Raw genomic sequence first — 18086 nt, 5'->3', positions numbered from 1 at the left:
GACACCGCCTGCTCACCGCTCGTTTACCATCTTGCGATAGCGTCGCCGCGCCGGGCCACATATCCGGCGCGTGGATGGGTGACGCTGGTGGGACGTGTGATGTCAGGGTTTGGGCGCCGGATGGCGCTGATCGGTGCGGTGGCGATGGTTCTCGCCGGCATCGCGTTCGATTCCGCATCGGCCGGATTTTTCGATTTCCTGTTCAATGGCGGCGACAACCGTCGCGCGCCGCAGTCCAACACCTTCGATCCGTTCGGCCTCAACACCCCGCCGCCGGCTGCACCCGCGCCACGCGCCGATGCCGGTCGCGGCGGCAGCAGCGGCTACTGCGTGCGCAGCTGCGACGGGCGTTATTTCCCGGTGCAGGGGCGCGGCGGCTCGACGCCGGCACAGATGTGCCAGGCGTTCTGTCCCGCGAGCCCAACCAAAGTGTTCTTCGGCAGCAACATCGACGGCGCGGTGGCCGCCAATGGCGAGCGTTATGCCGACAGCGACAATGCGTTCGCCTATCGCAAGGCGCTGAAGGCCGACTGCACCTGCAACGGCCGCGACCCGACCGGGCTCGCACCGGTCGATGTGTCACTGGATACGACCTTGAAGGCCGGTGACGTGGTCGCGACCTCCGATGGCCTGTTCGCCTATTCCGGCATCCGGCTCGGCATCAACCAGGCGCCGGAGTTCACGCCGGTCGCCGACTATCCGGGATTGACCGCGAACGTCCGCGCCAAGCTCGGCGAAATGAAGGTCGCGCCGGTGAGTGCCGACGTGATCGACCCGACCGCGGCGCCGGACACCGCACCCGCAGCGCCGGCCCCGACCAATGTCGTGCCGAAGACGCCGGCGTCGAAACAGAAGCGCGCGGATATCGATTGATTGTTGATCGAGTCTCTGGATCGGATCGCGCCGCGACACGCGTGACGCCGATATCCCTGATCGCAAGCCGATAGCCGCGATCAGCGTTCCACCGCGGGCGGCCACAACCGCTGACGTTCACCGCCGACAACGCGCGCGAGTTCGGCGGGCAGCCGGTCGAGAACGGTGTCCCATGCATGGGGCCTGGCCTGACGGAACAGCCGCATGGTCGGGTACCACGGGCTATCCTCCCGATCGCACAGCCAGCGCCAGTCCAACGCATACGGCAGCATCACCCAGACCGGACGGCCGAGCGCGCCGGCAAGATGGGCGACCGACGTATCCACCGTGATCACCAGATCGAGCGCACCGATCACTGCAGCCGTGTCGGAAAAATCACCGAGCGCAGACGCAAGATCGGTGATGGCGCTCCCAAACCGCGCCAGCACCGGACCATCCGCCGGGCGCGGCTCCTTCTGCAGGCTGTGGAGCCGCACGCCGGGGAGCATGAGTCGCGGCAGCACCTCCTGCGCCGACAGCGAGCGCTGCCGATCTCCCTTGTGCCTGGGATTGCCCGCCCACACCACCCCGACGTTCAGGGGCGCCGCGCCGATGGCCCGCTGCCAGACCAGGAGCCTGGCCGGATCGGGATGGAGATAGGGAACATTCGCTGGAATGGTGTCCAGCGTGGTGCCGAGCACGCGCGGCAGGCTCATCAACGGCAAGTGCAGATCGAACGGCGGCAACGGTTCGCCGCGGGCCACCACCGCAATGCTCAACGCGTTGCGCAACAGGGAGGCGATCGCGGGCTGGACCTGCAGCACGACCGAACCGCCCATCGCGGCAACAGCCGGGACATAGCGCACAAACTGCAGGGCGTCGCCAAGTCCGTATTCGGCGTGCAGCAGCAACGTGCGGCCGGCCAGGGCCTCACCCTGCCACTGCGGCTGCTCGAACGTGGCGTCGCCGTCGGACAGGGCCTTGGACCGGCTGCGCCACTCGTACTCCTGGAACCCACCGGGCAGATCGCCGGTCATTAGCAGGAAATGCGCATAGTTGTAGTGGGTGAGCGGATCGTCCGGACTGAGCTCGACGGAGCGACGCGCCGCCGCCAGCGCGTCATCGATCCGGCCAAGATTGCGCAGGGCGACCGCGAGGTTGGCATAGCCCTTGGAATAAGCGGGATCGGCGGCGATGGCGCGGCGATGGGCGGCAGCAACCGCCTCGAAATCATTCCGGGCTTCCAGGGCGATGCCGAGATTGGTGTGCGCGGGCGCGTAATTCGGATCGAGCGCAATGGCGAGCTGGCAGGCCGTGATCGCGTCCTCGAACTGGTTGAATTGATTCAGGCAGGCACCGAGATTGTTGAGGATCACCGGATCGTCCGGCTGCAGCGCGCAGATCCGCCGATACGTTCGCAGCGCCTCATCGAGCTGTCCCAGCTCATGCAGGACCAGGCCCGTGAGCTTGAGCGCCTCGACATGATCCGGCGCCAGCGCCGTCGCGCGGCGGTAGAGTTCGACGGCCTCCACGAGCTCGTCCTTGTGATAAAATGCCGCTCCCAGCTTGCAGTGGAGATCGGGATCCTGCGGGCGCAGCGTGAGGGCATGCCGATAGGCCGCGACGGCATCGTCGATCCGGTCGAGGGCGAGCAGCACCTGGCCCAGAACGACATGGCCGTCGACCTCGGCCGGCTGCAGCGAGACCGCCCGCAAGCCCGCCGCCAGCGCCTCGTCTGGCCGGCTGGCCCGGCAGAGCGCCAGCGCGAGATTGCGATGACCGGCCGCGAACGCCGGTTGCAGCTCCACGGTGCGCCGGTAGGCATCGATCGCGTCATCGAGCTCGCCCAGGTCCATCAGGACATTGCCCAGATTGAGCAGGGCGTCGCGGGCGGACGGATCACGCGCCACGATATCGCGATAGACGCCAGCCGCCTCGTCGCGCCGGTCCTGCCCGGCCAGGGCGATCGCCAGATTGAAATACGCCCGAAGCAGATCGGGGGCGAGCGCGATGGCCCGACGATAGGCCACCTCGGCTTCATCGAACCGCGCGAGATCGCTCAGCGACACGCCGAGCTTGACCCAAAGGCCGGCGTCGTCCGGACGCAGCGTCACGCTGCGCTGGAAGGCCACTGCCGCGCCCTCGCGCTCCCCCTTCACCGCGAGCGCATCGCCCAGCGTCGCAAAGGCCTGCGCATTGTCAGGATCGAGATTGAACACCCGGTTCAGCAGGACGGCGCCCTCCGCCGCCCGGTCCGTGACAAAGGCGATGACAGCGGCAAGATGCAGGGCCTGCACATGATCGGGATTCGCTAGCAGGAAGCTGCCGCACAACGCGCCGGCCTCGGCCGTCCGGCCCGACTCGAAATGCGTGATGGCTTCTCTCAAAGCCCGATTGCCGGCATCGCTCATTCCGTCGTCCCGATCCCCGTTCCTGAACGGGGGTTAAACGGACGACGCGACGAATTCCGGCACAACTCAATCGGCGCTGTCGCGGAGTGCCGGCTCGACCTGCCGCAGGAACGAGCGCTCCTCACCGAGGATCAGGCGCTCCTGCTCGGCGGCGTTGAAGTTCGCCTGCCCCTCGGGATCCGCGCGCAGCCGCGCGCGATAGGCCTCATAGCTCGCGAGCGAGTCGAACGAGATCAGCCCATAGGCGATATTGTTGGTGCCTTCGTGCGGCATCCAGTAGCCGATCAGATCGCCGCCGCAGGCCGGAATGATCTGAAGCCAGCGGCGTGCATAGGCTTCGAACGCCGCCCGCTTGAACGGATCGATGCGGTAGCGGATGAACACGGTGATGGTCATGGCGGCCTCGCTGCACGATGGAAATCGCGGCGAGCCTATCCCGCGGCCGGGTCACGATGCTTCGGCCCATGTCGAAGTATTCGAAGCGTCGAAGGAATCCGGTCGGCTCTCCCAGCACAAGTCGACCCCTGGTTTATCCCTTTGGTTTATCCCTTTGAGACCAGGTGGTCAGCTTCCGAGTTGAACGGTCCGATCGAGGGCCGCGGCAAAACCGTTGAGGGAGGCATTGAAGATGACGGCTTGACCACCATTGACGTTCTGCGCGGCGACGGTCAGCGTCTTGGCCCTGCTCATGGCGTCGGTAACGACCGGGGGAAAGGACACCGGCAGCAAGCAGCCTTGCGGCGCGCACGTGGAAAAACGCTCCTGCTCCAAATCCTTGCCATCGAGCTTGAGGGTGGCACCGGCGTTCAGCTCGAGCCCAAATGGCATCAGAATGTTGCCTTCGGTCTTTCCATTCCTGGGAAGGAGTTCGATGGCGAAGATACGTTGGCCGGTTTCCTTGGCGTTTTGCGTCTGACTGAGGGTGCAGAGCTTCACACCGTTGTCGAGCACGCATCTGACAATCCAATCACCGTAAGTCTCGATGATCGAGGAAGCCCCATTGGGAAGCTGTGCGGCCGGCACCACACCTTCCGAGACCGGCGTCCGGCCCTGCACTTGCGCCGGACCGTTTGACTCGATGTTTTGAGGGCGTCCGACGGGCGTCACGCCGTACGACGGCGGAGCGGAAACCGCACCTGCCGCGATTTCCGACTCATTGGAGAGGTCCGGGGTTCGAGCGGCTTTCACTGCACAGATATCAGCAACGAGGAAGAGAGCGACAACGACGCCGAAATAACGCCGTACTGAGTTCGCTCCAGCCGCGTCAGATAAATTGCGAAATCCAATGCCTTGGATCGGGTCAGCTTTCGGCGTGTTTTGTCGCTCCATTTCCAGCACGGCGAAATTTGGCCTGGCTACGTCCTGCGATATCTCAGACACCCCACTTGCCTCGCCAGTTTCACTGCCCAATATGAGTGGGAAACATTCCCACGATGGATAGTTATCCTGCCGAACCTGATGATGCAAGAGATTATCGCCGCCGGTGGCGCTCGCGCTGACCACCAACAAACCTCGCGTTCGTCCAGCTCAGGCTATGGCTGCGCCTTCAGTCGAAGACTCCGGCGAGCTTTATCCGGGGTCACGATACTTCGACCGATATCGAAGTATCCGGGACATTGAGCGATGGCCGGGCGGCCCGGCCCGCGTTAAGATCGCGCCATGAAAACAGGTCCCGACATTGCGCTGCTCGGCTCCCTGATCGGCGATCCGGCGCGCGCCAACATGCTCACCGCGTTGATGGGCGGCAAGGCACTGACCGCAACAGAACTGGCGCAGGAAGCCGGCATCACGCCGCAGACCGCGAGCTCGCACCTGGCGAAGCTCGAAAGCGGCGGCCTGCTCACGCCGGAGAAGCAGGGCCGCCATCGCTATTTCCGCATCAGCGGCGAAGAAGTGGCCGATGCGCTGGAAGCGCTGATGGGACTGGCGGCCTATGCCGGCCACAACCGCGTTCGCACCGGGCCGAAGGACCCGGCGATGCGCCAGGCCCGGGTCTGCTACGACCATCTCGCCGGCGATCGCGGCGTGCAGATGTTCGACCATTTGACCCGGCGCGGCCTGATCTCGTTCGACGACGCGCTGCTGGCGCTGACAACGAAGGGCCGCCGTTTTGCCGAGGATTTCGGCATCGATCTCACCACCATCGGGGCCTCGCGCCGTCCCTTGTGCAAGGCCTGCCTCGACTGGAGCGTGCGGCGCAACCACCTCGCCGGCGCGTTCGGCGCCGCTTTGCTCAACCGCTTCTATGATTTGAAGTGGGCCCGGCGGGAAAAGGATTCTCGCGTGGTCAGCTTCAGCCGCCGCGGTTCGGACAAGTTCGACGAGATGTTCGGCAGCCCAAGGCGATAGGGGCCTGCCGCCCGTCAGCCGACACGCTACCGCAAGCTTTCCGGCTGCATGCCTTGCACCATCTGGCACAGACCGCCATTGTTGAATTCCGGTTCCGGAACGGCAATGGCCATCCCGCGTTTTCGTTTCGGACCGCGATCGGCGAGAGCGAGGACGTGCCTTGGCTGCCAAGAAACCATCCGCCAAAAAATCTCCCGGGAAGCCGGCCGGCAAGACAGTGGCGGCCAGGACGACGGCGCGCAAGAATCTCGATGTCTATCGCGCCAAACGCGACTTCACCAAGACCGCCGAACCCAGTGGTGACGCCCGCATTGCGACCGCGCCGCAACTGCGATTCGTGATCCAGAAACATGACGCCACGCGGCTGCATTACGACCTGCGGCTGGAGCTCGACGGCGTGTTCAAGTCCTGGGCGGTGACGCGTGGCCCCTCGATCGATCCGCACGACAAGCGGCTGGCGGTGGAGGTGGAAGATCATCCGCTGGACTATGGCGACTTCGAAGGCACCATTCCCAAGAACCAGTACGGTGGCGGCACCGTGCAGATCTGGGACCGCGGCTACTGGCTGTCCAACGATCCGCACAAGGGGTTGGCCAAGGGCGACCTCAAATTCGCCCTCGCCGGCGAGCGGCTGCAGGGCGAATGGGTGCTGGTGCGCATGAAGGGCGACCGCTTCGGCGGCAAGCGCACCAACTGGCTGCTGATCAAGCACCGCGACCCCTATTCCAAAGTCGGCGACGCCGACGGCATTCTGGACGAGGACACCTCTGCCGCCTCCGGGCGCACCATCGCGGAGATCGCCGCAGGCGGCGGCCCCAAGCCCAAGCCGTTCATGCTGAAAAGAGCCGAGGTGGCGTCGGACGCGGTGTGGGATTCGAACCACGGTCTTGCCGCGGAGGCGCGGGCCACATCGACAAAGTCCAGCAAGACCGCCTCCCGCAGCAAGACAGCGCAAGCCAACGGCAAACACGCGCCGATGCCGGACTTCATCGAACCGCAGCTGTGCAGCCCGGTCGACAGCGCTCCCTCCAGTGAGGGCTGGGTGCACGAGATCAAGTTCGACGGCTATCGCCTGCAATTGCGCGTCGCAGACGGCGGCGCCAGGCTGCTGACCCGCAAAGCCCTCGACTGGACCGACAAATTCGGGACCATCGCCAAACACGCGGCCAAGTTACCCGACGCCATCATCGACGGCGAAGTGGTGGCGCAGGGGAAGGACGGCAAACCGAACTTCTCCGCACTGCAGGCCGCGCTCTCCGAGGGCCACGACGGCAAGCTGATGTTTCTGGCATTCGACCTGCTGTTCGCGGACGGCGAAGACCTGCGTAAGTCGCCGCTGACGGACCGCAAGGAGCGCTTGCAGCAGCTCATTGATGCGTTGCCCGCGACCGCCCGCAAATCCATCGGCTATGTCGAGCATTTCGACATCGATGGCGGATCCATGATGGAGGCGGCGCGCCGGGACGGCCTGGAGGGCGTGATCTCCAAGCGCGCCGATGCGCCATATCGCTCTGGCCGCACCGACACCTGGACCAAGGCGAAAATCCGCATCGGGCATGAAGTCGTGATCGGCGGCTGGAAAACCACCGCCGGCAAATTCCGCTCGCTGATGGCCGGCGTGTATCGCGAGCATGGCCGGGATCGGCATCTCGCTTTCACCGGCCTGGTCGGCACTGGTTATGGGCAGGACACGATCAAGCAACTGATGCCGCACCTCAAGGCGGCGGCGGCTTCGAAAAGCCCGTTCGGCGGCAAGGATGCCCCGAAAGGCGGGCGTGATATCCACTGGCTGACACCGACACTGGTGGCCGAAATCGAGTTTGCCGGCTGGACCGATGGCGGCAACGTCCGACAGGCCGCCTTCAAGGGACTGCGCGAGGACAAATCCGCGGACGAGGTGGTGGCGGAAGAGCCGGTGACGGCGGCGCCGCCGCGGATGGATAAGTCTGCTTCGCGACCGGCTTCACGCACGAACGGCAAATCACATCCCGCGCAACGCCGAGCCCCGGCGACCAAATCCTCCAAGGACAATGCCGTGGTGATGGGCGTCACCATTTCCAAACCCGACAAGCCGCTGTGGCCCGACGCTGATGACGGCGAGCCGGTGACCAAGCGCGATCTCGCCGACTACATGGCCGCCGTCGGCGACTGGCTGCTGCCCCATATCGCCGGGCGTCCCTGCTCCATTGTCCGCGCGCCTGACGGCATCGGCGGCGAGACGTTCTTCCAGCGCCATTCCATGAAGGGCATGTCGGAACATCTCACCGAGGTGAAGGTCGCCGGCGACCGGCAGCCGTATCTGCAGATCGATGAAATCGAGGGGCTTGTGGCAGTGGCGCAAACGGGGGGCCTCGAGCTGCATCCCTGGAACAACGCACCAGGCGACCCGCAGATGCCGGGCCGGCTGGTGTTCGATCTCGACCCCGCCCCCGATGTGGATTTTTCGGCTGTGATCGATGCCGCCAAGGAGATGAAGCAGCGGCTGGCAAAACTCGATCTCGAGAGTTTCTGCAAGACCACCGGCGGCAAGGGTCTGCACGTGGTGGTGCCGCTGCTGACCGGCAAACGCGATGCGGTGAACTGGCAGGAAGCCAAGGCCTTCGCCCAGGAGGTCTGCCGGCAGATGAGCGACGACAGCCCCGACCTCTATCTGATCAACATGGCGAAGAAGCTGCGCGACGGCAAAATCTTCCTCGACTATTTGCGCAACGACAAGATGGCGACCGCGGTCGCCCCCCTGTCACCGCGTGCGCGCAAGGGCGCCACCGTGTCGATGCCGGTGACCTGGGCGCAGGTCAAAGCCGGGCTCGATCCCACACGCTTCACCATTCGCACCGTGCCGGCGCTGCTCGGCAAGAGCAAGGCGTGGGATAGTTACGACAAGGCGGCGGGATCGCTGAAGGCGGCGCTCGCGCATTTTCTTTAATCGCCGCTAAAGGCACAACGCATACGCGAGCGATACGCGCTCCCGCTCGCGGGGAGAGGTGAAGCCCGGACGCTGAGCAGCCGCTTCAATTCTCATGATGCCTTAAAGCCCGCGCGCGCCGCTGTCCCATTCGCCGCTGTCGGGGCGGGGTTCGAGAAAAATCTCGCGCAGTGTCATTCGCGCGTCCGCAGCAGCCCTTCGGCAGCGTTCGATCCATTCAGCGAGGGTACGTTCGCGCTCTTTTCCCGGGGGCACACGAACGCGCGCGTGGGGTGGCTGCCAGTTCTCGGAGGCCATGACACGATCTCCTCTGATGTCATCGGCCGCTGTTATGAAGCGGTTTCGCGTTGTAAATAATCAGCTATTCATGCAAGTTATTGTTACGCTTTCTGCAAGGATGACGAGCATGGACTATGTGCGCGCGATCAATGTTTTTCTGCGCACGGTCGACGGCGGCAGCCTGACCGCGGCGGCGCGCAAGCTCGGGGTGTCGTTGGCCTCCGTCAGCCGCGAACTGTCGGCGCTGGAGGCGCATCTGGGATGCGCGCTGTTCGTGCGCTCCACGCGCTCACTGGCGCTGACAGAACACGGCCACCTGTTTCAAGAACGTGCACGCAAGATCGCCGGCGACATCCGTGACGCCGAGCTCGCGCTGCGCCCGGTCACGCTGGAGGCCAGCGGCCATATCCGGGTCACGGCGCCATCGCTGCTGGGGCGGCATCTGCTGGTGCCGATCCTGCCGGACTTCCTGAAGGCCCACCCAAAAGTTCAACTCGACCTGACGCTGCGGGATCGCGACCCCGACTGGATCGAGGATGGCATCGATGTCGGCCTCCATATCGGCTCGCTCAGTGATTCGGCGCTGCTCGATCGCAAGCTCGGCACGATCCGGATCGTGACCTGCGCGGCGCCAACTTATCTGCGCCGGCATGGATCGCCTGATACCCCGCACCAGTTGCGGCAGCATGACTGCCTGGTGTTCGCCGTCGATCCCAACGACCTGACCTGGCGTTATCAACTCAGTGCCAACGCCAGGACCGCGGTGCGCGTCAACGTCCGGTTTCGCGCCAACACCCTGGAGGCGGTGGTCACCGCAGCGCTCGCCGGCGTTGGCCTGGTGCGGGCGCCGCTGTGGTATGTCGCCGACCATGTCAAAGCCGGCCGGCTGACGCTGGTGCTGGAAAAATACGAACGCCCCGCGTCGGTGGTGCACGCGCTGTTTCCGGCCTCCCGCGCCCGGCTCCCGGCCGTGCGGGCCTTTATCGACTTGCTGGCCGCACGGCTGGTGCTGAAGGGTGACGCCAAGCCCGATGCCCGGAAGCGCGGGCCGGTCAGGCGTCACCAGCGCTGAGTTCAGCGATCACTTGCTGAGGGCAACAACAGCCGCCCGCGCGGCAGCGGCAATCGTAGCGTTGCGCTTCTCGCTCGGCACTTTTGCCTGGGTCAGATAGACCGAGATGATGACCGGCGCCCGCTGCTGCGGCCAGATCACGGCGACATCGTTGGACGTTCCGTTCTCGCCGCTGCCGGTCTTGTCGCCGACCCGCCAGCCCGCGGGCAGGCCGGCGCGGATGCGCGTATCGCCGGTTGTGTTGGCGACCAGCCAGGCGATCAACTGATCGCGCGACGCCGGCGACAACGCCTTGCCCAGTGTCAACGCTTGCAGATCGAGCGCCATGGCCTGCGGCGTGGTGGTGTCGCGCACGTCGTCCTCCTGCCCTTCGTTGAGATCGGGCTCGACACGATCGAGCCGCGTCACCAGATCGCCGAGGGTGCGGGCAAATGCCGTGACCTGCGGAGGGCCGCCGAGACTCGCCACCAGCAGGTTGGCCGCGGTGTTGTCGCTCTGCGCGACGGCGGCTTCGCACAACTCCGCCACCGACAAGCCGTCTCCACCGGTGTGTTGCTTGGTGACGGGCGAATACGGCACGAGATCCGAGGCACTGAAGCGGATGCGGCGCCCCAGTGTTTCCTTGCCGGCATCGACGCGCTCCAGAACGGCCGCGGCCGCCAGCAGCTTGAAGGTGCTGCACATGGCAAAACGTTCGTCGAGCCGGTGCCCGATCACCGCACCGGTTGCGGTATCGAGCACCGCCACACCCAGCCGTCCCGTGCTGCCGGCTTCCAGTTTCTTCAGTTCCGCCACAAATGTTTCGGTCGCGGTAGCCGCGTGAGCGCGCGATCCGATCAGCGCGCTGCCCGCAAGAGCCGCGCCGGCCATCACAATGTCCCGTCTATTCAACATCTCGATTCGTCCTTGTCTGCCCCGGCGGCAAATTGTGGGGGACCGCCGAACTTGACAAACGATCAATCGTCGGAGGAGACATTAGAAAAATTTGGGTCAAAACATGCGATCATCACATTTGCCCCTGAATGCGCTGCGCGCCTTCGAGGCCTCGGCACGACAGCTGTCCTTCACCCGCGCCGGCCTCGAACTGCGGGTGACGCAGGCCGCGGTCAGCCACCAGGTCAAAAGCCTGGAGGATATTCTCGGCGTGCAATTGTTCCGCCGGCTGCCGCGCGGCCTGGCGCTGACCGACGAGGGACAGGCGCTACTACCGGCGATCTCGGATTCGTTCGACCGCATCCGCGCCACCCTCGATCGCTTCGCGGACGGTTATCTTCGCGACGTCATCACCGTCGGTGTGGTGGGCACGTTTGCGACCGGGTGGCTGCTGCCGCGCCTGAAGGCGTTCGAGGACGCATTTCCGCGCATCGACTTGCGGCTGCTGACCAACAACAACCGCGTCGACATCGCCGGCGAAGGCCTCGACTTCGCCATTCGCTTCGGCGATGGCTCCTGGCATGGCACCGAGGCGATCAAGCTGTTCGCCGCGCCGCTGACGCCGGTATGCGCACCGAAGATCGCGAAAAAGCTGCGGCGCCCGACCGATCTCAAACGCGAGGTATTGCTGCGCTCCTACCGGCCGGACGAGTGGCCGCAATGGTTCGCCGCCGCCGGCCTGGTCAGCCCGACCATCAAGGGCGCGATGTTCGATTCCTCCATCATCATGGCGGAAGTCGCCGCGCGCGGCTCCGGCGTGGCGCTGCTGCCCGCCAGCATGTTCAGCGAGGAGTTGAAACAGGGACGGCTGGTGCGCCCGTTCAAGATCGAGACCTATACCGGCGACTACTGGCTGACGTCATTGCGCAGCAAGCGGCAATCGGCGGCGATGTTGGCGTTCCGGGATTGGCTGGTGGGTGAGGTGGGGAAGGATGGGCGGGGATAGGCGGCCTCGCCTCAAAAAATTACGCCTGAGCTCCAACAACGTGGCAAAAACAAAAAGGGGCGGCTCACCGAGCCGCCCCTTTTGCATTCGGTGCTGTTGCTGAGCCTCACTCTGCCGCCAGCTTGACCTCGGGGGCGGCGGCGCGGACTTCGGCATCGACCTTGGCTTCGAACTTGGCGAAGTTCTTCTGGAACATGGCGACCAGGCCGCGTGCGGTCTTGTCGAACTCGGCCTTGTCCTTCCAGGTGTTCACCGGATCCAGAATGTCGCTGGGCACGCCGGGCAGTGCGGTCGGCACCGCAAAACCGAAATACTTGTCGGTGCGGAATTCGACATTGCGCAGCGAGCCGTTCAGCGCGCCGGTGAGCAAGGCACGGGTCACCTTGATCGGCATGCGGCTGCCGACGCCATACTTGCCGCCGGTCCAGCCGGTGTTGACCAGCCAGCAGTCGACATTGTGCTTGGCGATCAGTTCGCGCAGCAGGTTGCCGTATTCGGAGGGATCGCGCGGCAGGAACGGCGCGCCGAAGCAGGTGGAGAATTCGGGCTCCGGCTCGGTGACGCCCCGCTCGGTGCCGGCCACCTTGGCGGTGTAGCCGGAGAGGAAGTGGTACATCGCCTGCGCCGGCGTCAGCTTGGCGATCGGCGGCAGCACGCCGAAGGCGTCGGCGGCGAGCATCACCAGGTTCTTCGGCTGGCCTGCGCGGCCGGTCAGCGAAGCGTTCGGGATGAAGTCGAGCGGATAGGCCGAACGCGTGTTCTCGGTCTTCGAACCATCGTCGAAGTCAACCTCGCGGGTGATCGGATCGAACACCACGTTCTCCAGCACCGAGCCGAAACGCTTGCTCGCCTTGTAGATCGCGGGCTCGGCTTCTTCCGACAGCTTGATGCACTTGGCGTAGCAGCCGCCTTCAAAATTGAAGATGCCGCTTGAGCCCCAGCCATGCTCGTCGTCGCCGAGCAGGGTGCGCTGCGGATCGGCAGACAAGGTGGTCTTGCCGGTGCCGGACAGGCCGAAGAAGATCGCGGTGTCGCCGTCGGCGCCGACATTGGCCGAGCAGTGCATCGGCATCACGCCCTGCGCGGGCAGATAATAGTTGAGCGTGGTGAACACCGACTTCTTCATCTCGCCGGCATAATAAGACCCGCCGATCAGGACGATCTTGCGGGCGAAATCGATGGCCACGACATTCTCAGAGCGGCAGCCGTGACGTTTGGGATCGGCCTTGAAGCTCGGCAGATCAACAATGGTCAACTCGGGCGCGAACGCAGCGAGCTCGGACGCCTCGGGGCGGATCAGCAGCGTGCGGATGAACAGCGAGTGCCAGGCGAGTTCGGTGTAGACGCGGGTCTTGATGCGGAAGCTCGGATCGGCGCCGCCATAGAGATCCTGTGCGAACAGGCTCATGCCTTCGGCGTGCTTGAGGAAATCCTGATACAGGGTTTCGAATTGTTCGGCGGTGATCGACTGATTGCCGGCCCACCACATCGTCGTGTCGGTGGTGGCGTCACGCACCGTGAATTTGTCCTTCGGGCTGCGGCCGGTGAACACACCGGTCTCCGCGCACAGCGCGCCATCAGCCGTGAGAGTTGCTTCGCCGTTCTGCAGCGAGTGTTCGTAAAGCGCGGGCGTACCCAGATTCCAGTTCACACCTTTAAGGTTCTTGAAGCCGAATTTGTCGGCACCGAATGCGCCGTTGCGTACGCCCGTCTCTTTCACAGAACTTCCCTCCTTGAACCCGCGTCCATCACGTGAGCTTCGCTTCACGCCATGGTCTGCCGCGGTCGCCGAACGATAACCCCCGGCGTCGATCCGGCGATCTAATAGATATCAATGCGCAGATTGCCAAGCTGATCCAGCCCACATTTTGGTTTATTCAAACAGCGGTAAACTTGATGCATTGCGGTATGGATCGATGCAATTCGCACGCGACCGCGAGAGACGATCGAACGCCCGTCAACACGATCCGATCAGGCGGCCCGGGCGCTGTCAGCGAGTTCCCGGAGGATTTTCCGCAGTGCATCAAGCGCGACAATCCGCCGCGGGAAGGCCAGCCGAAGGGTCTGCCGGCCGTCGGTGAGGTCCATCCCGTCCGGATCGCAGCCGGTCGCCAACCAGTCGCCGTCCTCGGCTCCCAGCAGCCGGGTAGCATACAGGCTCATGGTGTCCCGATGGTCGGTGTTCATGTGGGCCAGGACGTCCGTCTCCCCGTCCAGCAGCGCTTCGGCCCCCGACAGGTCGGTCAAAACCTGGTCCGGGGTCAGGTCGATGATCCGGCCAAACCCGGCAACCAGATGGACGGTCGCTATACGGAGCACAAAAAACGAGAAATCCTTAAAATTAACAAAGGCTTCCGCACTGGGATGGGCCGCCAGATAGCGCCGGCGCAGGAGCGCGACGGCGGCCTCGTCCTGGGTCTGCTCGACCACGCCGCCGGCCATGATCCGCGCGCCCTCCAGCGGATCGCCGGCACGGCGTTCGTCCAGCATCAACGAGACCCTGACATCGGCCAGGATATTGCGGGTGTGCAGCGCGAGGCGGGAAATCAGCAGGATCGGGGCCCCGTCCGGGGCGCTCGCCACATTGACCAGGGAGCAATAGGGGTCGCCTGATACGGTCATCAGGGTGGCCAGGGCGCCCTGGCGGCTGCGGCGCAGCAAGTCCCGGGCGAGCCGGCCGGCATCGAAATCAGCGTCTGGGGTCATCATGAAAGGCCAACTTTAGGGAACCTAAGGGGTTTTTCGCCCGGAAATATCACTATATAGCCGGAACGGTCCGCGGCCTGAGACGTTTCTGGGAACTCGGTCACATTTGCGCCCAGCTTGCATTGCTGGCTGCCTGGGTGAATTGGCCGTTTCGAACGGCACAGTCGTCTGAGCGTCTTCGGTTGAGGGACCAGGACCGAAGGTCTTCGATCACGAGCTTCCAATCGAAGCTTCAGTCGAGGGATTTGGGGACGAAGCGCTCGCGTTTAGCCAAACTGATTCTGAAAGCAGGCTCATGCCCACAATCGCGTTGGTCGATGACGACCGCAACATTCTGACGTCCGTATCGATCGCACTCGAAGCCGAGGGCTATCGTATCATGACCTACACGGACGGCGCCTCGGCACTCGACGGTTTTCGAACCAGCCCTCCCGATCTCGCCATTCTCGATATCAAGATGCCGCGGATGGACGGCATGGAGACATTGCGCCGGCTGCGGCAGAAATCCGATCTGCCGGTGATCTTCCTCACCTCCAAGGACGAGGAGATCGACGAATTGTTCGGCCTCAAGATGGGCGCAGACGATTTCATCCGCAAACCGTTCTCGCAGCGGCTGCTGGTCGAACGCGTCAAGGCGGTGCTTCGCCGTGCGATCCCGAAGGATCCGACGGCCGCTCCCAAGGAAGCCGACCCCAAGGCGCTGGAGCGCGGCCTGCTGCGCATGGATCCGGAGCGCCACACCTGCACCTGGAAAAACGAAGCGGTCACCCTGACCGTTACCGAATTCCTGATCCTGCAGGCGCTCGCCACCCGCCCCGGCGTGGTCAAGAGCCGCAATGCCCTGATGGATGCCGCCTATGACGACCAGGTCTATGTCGACGATCGCACCATCGACAGCCACATCAAGCGGCTGCGCAAGAAGTTCAAGGTGGTCGACGACGACTTCGAGATGATCGAGACGCTGTACGGCGTCGGCTATCGCTTCAAGGAAACCTGAGATACGGCCGCTTCAAGCCGGTTTGTTACCTGACGGGCCACGGCAACTGGGATAGACTTGAGGCCGTGGCCAGAGAAACAACCCAGGCAGTTTTGTCATTGCTTGACCGCCCAGCTCTAGATCGAGATCCGGACACGGACGACGACATCCCGTCGTTCGCGCCGGACAGCGAACCGGATGCGCGCGAGCTTGCCGCGGCGAAACCCGTGCCGGGCTGGAAGCGCCCGCTGGGCTGGCTGCGCCGCGCCGGGCAATATTTCTTTTCGCTCAGCTTCTCGAGCCTGACGCGACGCATCGTCTCGCTCAATCTCGCCGGCCTGATCGCGCTGGTCGCCAGCATTCTCTATCTGTCGCAGTTCCGCGCCGGCCTGATCGATGCGCGCGCACAGAGCCTCTTGGTGCAGGCGGAAATCATTGCCAGCGCGATTGCCGCCTCCGCCACCGTCGAAACCAACGCCATCACCGTCGATCCCGACAAACTGCTGGACCTGAAGCCGGGCGAGACCTACGGCCCGTCCGAAGACGTGCTGTCGGGTCTGGATTTTCCGATCAATCCCGAGCGCGTGGCGCCGGTGCTGCGGCGCCTGATCTCGCCGACCAAGACACGGGCGCGGATCTATGACCGCGACGGCGTGCTGGTGCTCGACAGCCGCAGCCTCTATGGCCGCGGCGACGTGCTGCGGTTCGATCTGGCGCCGCCCTCGACCGACAAACCCGGCCTGACCGAGCGTGCGATGATCGCGGTGCGCACCTGGCTCAATCGCGGCGACCTGCCGCTGTATCGCGAACTCGGCCCGGAGAACGGCAACGGTTATTCCGAAGTCTCCGACTCCCTGAATGGCCAGAAGGCCAGCATGGTCCGCATCAACGAGCGCGGCGAAGTGATCGTGTCGGTGTCGGTGCCGGTGCAACGTTTCCGCGCGGTGCATGGCGCGCTGATGCTGTCGACCCAGGGCGACGACATCGACCAGATGGTGACCGCGGAACGCCTCGCCATCCTGAAGGTGTTCGGCCTCGCCGCGGCCGTGATGATCATGCTGTCGCTGCTGCTTGCCAGCACCATCGCCGGGCCCGTGCGCCGGCTTGCCGACAGCGCCGAGCGCGTTCGACGCCGCATCAAAACGCGCGTCGAGATTCCCGATTTCACCGGCCGCCGCGACGAGATCGGCCATCTCTCCGGCGCGCTACGCGACATGACCGAAGCGCTCTACAATCGCATCGAGGGCATCGAGCGGTTCGCGGCGGATGTTTCGCACGAACTGAAGAACCCGCTGACCTCGCTGCGCTCCGCGGTCGAAACCCTGCCGCTGGCGCGGACCGACAACAGCCGCAGCCGCCTGCTCCAGGTTATCGAACATGACGTGCGGCGGCTCGACCGGCTGATCTCGGACATTTCCGACGCCAGCCGCCTCGACGCCGAACTGCAACGACAGGACGCGACGCCGGTCGATATGCGGCGGCTGCTGCTGACACTGGTCTCGGTCGCCAACGAAACCAACCACAGCAACAACAATGTCCAGGTGCAGGCGCGCTTCGAAGGCAATCCGATCGATTCATTCTCGGTGCCGGGCCACGATTCACGGCTGGGCCAGGTGATCGCCAATCTGCTGTCGAACGCGCAATCGTTCTCAAAAATGGACGGCGCCGTGCGCCTGGTGTGCCGCCGCGTGAAAAACAAAACGATCGAGATCGTGATCGACGACGACGGCCCCGGCGTGCGGCCCGGCGCCCTGGAAAAGATCTTCGACCGCTTCTATACCGACCGGCCGGAACAAGGCTTCGGACAGAACTCCGGCCTGGGCCTGTCGATCTCCAAGCAGATCGTGGAAGCCCATGGCGGGCGGATCTGGGCGGAAAACCGCGCCGGCAAGACCGATGCGACCGGCGACACGCCGATCGCAGGCGCACGGTTTGTGGTCCGGCTGCCGTCGATATGAGCCGCGCGGAGTTGAATCAGGACGCCATGAGCCAGGACGGGACCAGCCCAAATCAAGACCCGAGCATCCACGCCTCGGCTGTGCTGATCGGCAACCAGGCGGCGCTGATTCGCGGCCCGTCGGGGTCCGGCAAGTCCCGCCTCGCCTTCGACCTGATCGTGGCCGGCCGTTCTGGGCAAATTCCGACTACGACGTTAGTCGGAGACGACAGAATTTATCTCGCACAGCGGAATTCGAAAATCATCGCCCGCGCCGCCCCCGGGCTGGTCGGACTGATCGAGATCCGCGGGCTCGGTCTGCGCCGCTGCGACTTCACGGCGGAGGCCCAGCTCAGTTTCGTGATCGACCTCGCCGCCGACGATGCCGAGCGGATGCCGCCACCGGAGGCCTTCAAAACCACCCTTTTAGGTATTGAAATACCGAGAATCCCGGTAGGGAGCGGCTTTCAGCCGCTGCCACTGGTGGTCGCGGCCCTGCTGACAGGGCCCGGTTCTGCAAGGGACCCGCGACCTTCGCCTGGATTGTCGGAAGGAGTTTGGTAACCATATAAGCCCCAATATCGCCACCGAATAGACCACGTCCGCCGCCTCCTTCGGAAGCTCGCAGGAGCGGGATAGCGTCAACATCCCCCCTTGCCTCGGGGCTCTGGATGGTCAAGATGTGGCCCTTTCGTGCGGT

At 64.5% G+C, this 18086-nt stretch carries 15 protein-coding genes; 8 read left to right on the top strand and 7 right to left on the bottom strand.

Annotation, left to right across the window (positions count from 1 at the left end; genetic code table 11):
• Nucleotides 1-99: 99 nt before the first annotated feature.
• Nucleotides 100-873, top strand: coding sequence for a DUF2865 domain-containing protein (locus RS897_RS13305; protein WP_315836996.1), 774 nt, complete (start codon nucleotides 100-102; stop codon nucleotides 871-873).
• Nucleotides 874-953: 80 nt separating this feature from the next.
• Here the strand turns inward: RS897_RS13305 and RS897_RS13300 are convergent, their stop codons facing one another.
• The 3 genes from RS897_RS13300 to RS897_RS13290 form a co-directional block, all read right to left on the bottom strand.
• Complete coding sequence (locus RS897_RS13300) at nucleotides 954-3263, bottom strand: tetratricopeptide repeat protein (protein ID WP_315836995.1); 2310 nt, start codon at nucleotides 3261-3263, stop codon at nucleotides 954-956.
• A gap of 66 nt (nucleotides 3264-3329) precedes the next feature.
• Entirely contained in the window at nucleotides 3330-3659 is a 330-nt protein-coding gene (locus tag RS897_RS13295) for an NIPSNAP family protein (protein ID WP_315836994.1), read from the bottom strand.
• Nucleotides 3660-3827: 168 nt separating this feature from the next.
• Nucleotides 3828-4766 (bottom strand): invasion associated locus B family protein, encoded by a 939-nt coding sequence (locus tag RS897_RS13290; protein WP_315836993.1) that lies wholly within the window; start codon nucleotides 4764-4766, stop codon nucleotides 3828-3830.
• A gap of 156 nt (nucleotides 4767-4922) precedes the next feature.
• On the opposite strand from RS897_RS13290, the gene RS897_RS13285 reads away from it, so the two are divergent.
• Together RS897_RS13285 and ligD are read left to right on the top strand one after the other, a co-directional pair.
• Nucleotides 4923-5612, top strand: coding sequence for an ArsR/SmtB family transcription factor (locus tag RS897_RS13285; protein ID WP_315836992.1), 690 nt, complete (start codon nucleotides 4923-4925; stop codon nucleotides 5610-5612).
• A 217-nt stretch (nucleotides 5613-5829) separates the two neighbouring features.
• Complete coding sequence (gene ligD, locus RS897_RS13280; RefSeq protein ID WP_315838631.1) at nucleotides 5830-8538, top strand: DNA ligase D; 2709 nt, start codon at nucleotides 5830-5832, stop codon at nucleotides 8536-8538.
• A gap of 102 nt (nucleotides 8539-8640) precedes the next feature.
• On the opposite strand, the gene RS897_RS13275 is transcribed toward ligD, so the two are convergent.
• Nucleotides 8641-8835 (bottom strand): hypothetical protein, encoded by a 195-nt coding sequence (locus RS897_RS13275; RefSeq protein WP_315836991.1) that lies wholly within the window; start codon nucleotides 8833-8835, stop codon nucleotides 8641-8643.
• 109 nt (nucleotides 8836-8944) lie between these two features.
• Between RS897_RS13275 and RS897_RS13270 the strand changes: the two genes are divergently transcribed.
• On the top strand, nucleotides 8945-9889 hold the full coding sequence (locus tag RS897_RS13270; protein WP_315836990.1) for a LysR family transcriptional regulator: 945 nt from the start codon (nucleotides 8945-8947) through the stop codon (nucleotides 9887-9889).
• A 9-nt stretch (nucleotides 9890-9898) separates the two neighbouring features.
• Here the strand turns inward: RS897_RS13270 and bla are convergent, their stop codons facing one another.
• Nucleotides 9899-10783 (bottom strand): class A beta-lactamase, encoded by an 885-nt coding sequence (gene bla / locus RS897_RS13265; RefSeq protein ID WP_315836989.1) that lies wholly within the window; start codon nucleotides 10781-10783, stop codon nucleotides 9899-9901.
• 103 nt (nucleotides 10784-10886) lie between these two features.
• Between bla and gcvA the strand changes: the two genes are divergently transcribed.
• Nucleotides 10887-11768, top strand: coding sequence for a transcriptional regulator GcvA (gene gcvA, locus RS897_RS13260; protein ID WP_315836988.1), 882 nt, complete (start codon nucleotides 10887-10889; stop codon nucleotides 11766-11768).
• A gap of 106 nt (nucleotides 11769-11874) precedes the next feature.
• On the opposite strand, the gene RS897_RS13255 is transcribed toward gcvA, so the two are convergent.
• Both RS897_RS13255 and RS897_RS13250 read right to left on the bottom strand, forming a co-directional pair.
• Nucleotides 11875-13488: a phosphoenolpyruvate carboxykinase gene (locus tag RS897_RS13255; protein WP_315836987.1), complete on the bottom strand. Its 1614-nt coding sequence runs from the start codon at nucleotides 13486-13488 to the stop codon at nucleotides 11875-11877.
• A gap of 251 nt (nucleotides 13489-13739) precedes the next feature.
• Nucleotides 13740-14474, bottom strand: a complete 735-nt coding sequence (locus RS897_RS13250) for a HugZ family pyridoxamine 5'-phosphate oxidase (RefSeq protein ID WP_315838630.1) — start codon at nucleotides 14472-14474, stop codon at nucleotides 13740-13742.
• Nucleotides 14475-14769: 295 nt separating this feature from the next.
• Here RS897_RS13250 and RS897_RS13245 point away from each other — a divergent pair, with 295 nt between their 5' ends.
• The 3 genes from RS897_RS13245 (at nucleotide 14770) to RS897_RS13235 (ending at nucleotide 17950) form a co-directional block, all read left to right on the top strand.
• Entirely contained in the window at nucleotides 14770-15471 is a 702-nt protein-coding gene (locus tag RS897_RS13245) for a response regulator transcription factor (RefSeq protein ID WP_315836986.1), read from the top strand.
• A gap of 98 nt (nucleotides 15472-15569) precedes the next feature.
• On the top strand, nucleotides 15570-17408 hold the full coding sequence (locus tag RS897_RS13240) for a stimulus-sensing domain-containing protein (RefSeq protein WP_407654480.1): 1839 nt from the start codon (nucleotides 15570-15572) through the stop codon (nucleotides 17406-17408).
• On the top strand, nucleotides 17405-17950 hold the full coding sequence (locus tag RS897_RS13235; RefSeq protein ID WP_315836985.1) for an HPr kinase/phosphorylase: 546 nt from the start codon (nucleotides 17405-17407) through the stop codon (nucleotides 17948-17950). The genes RS897_RS13240 and RS897_RS13235 overlap by 4 nt, the downstream gene beginning before the upstream one ends.
• The last annotated feature ends 136 nt before the right edge of the window (nucleotides 17951-18086 follow it).

It is taken from the genome of Bradyrhizobium prioriisuperbiae (assembly GCF_032397745.1).
Lineage (GTDB): Bacteria > Pseudomonadota > Alphaproteobacteria > Rhizobiales > Xanthobacteraceae > Bradyrhizobium_A > Bradyrhizobium_A prioriisuperbiae.
The sequence above is the reverse complement of the archived record's forward strand: the minus strand, read 5'-3'. Positions and strand labels throughout refer to the sequence as shown.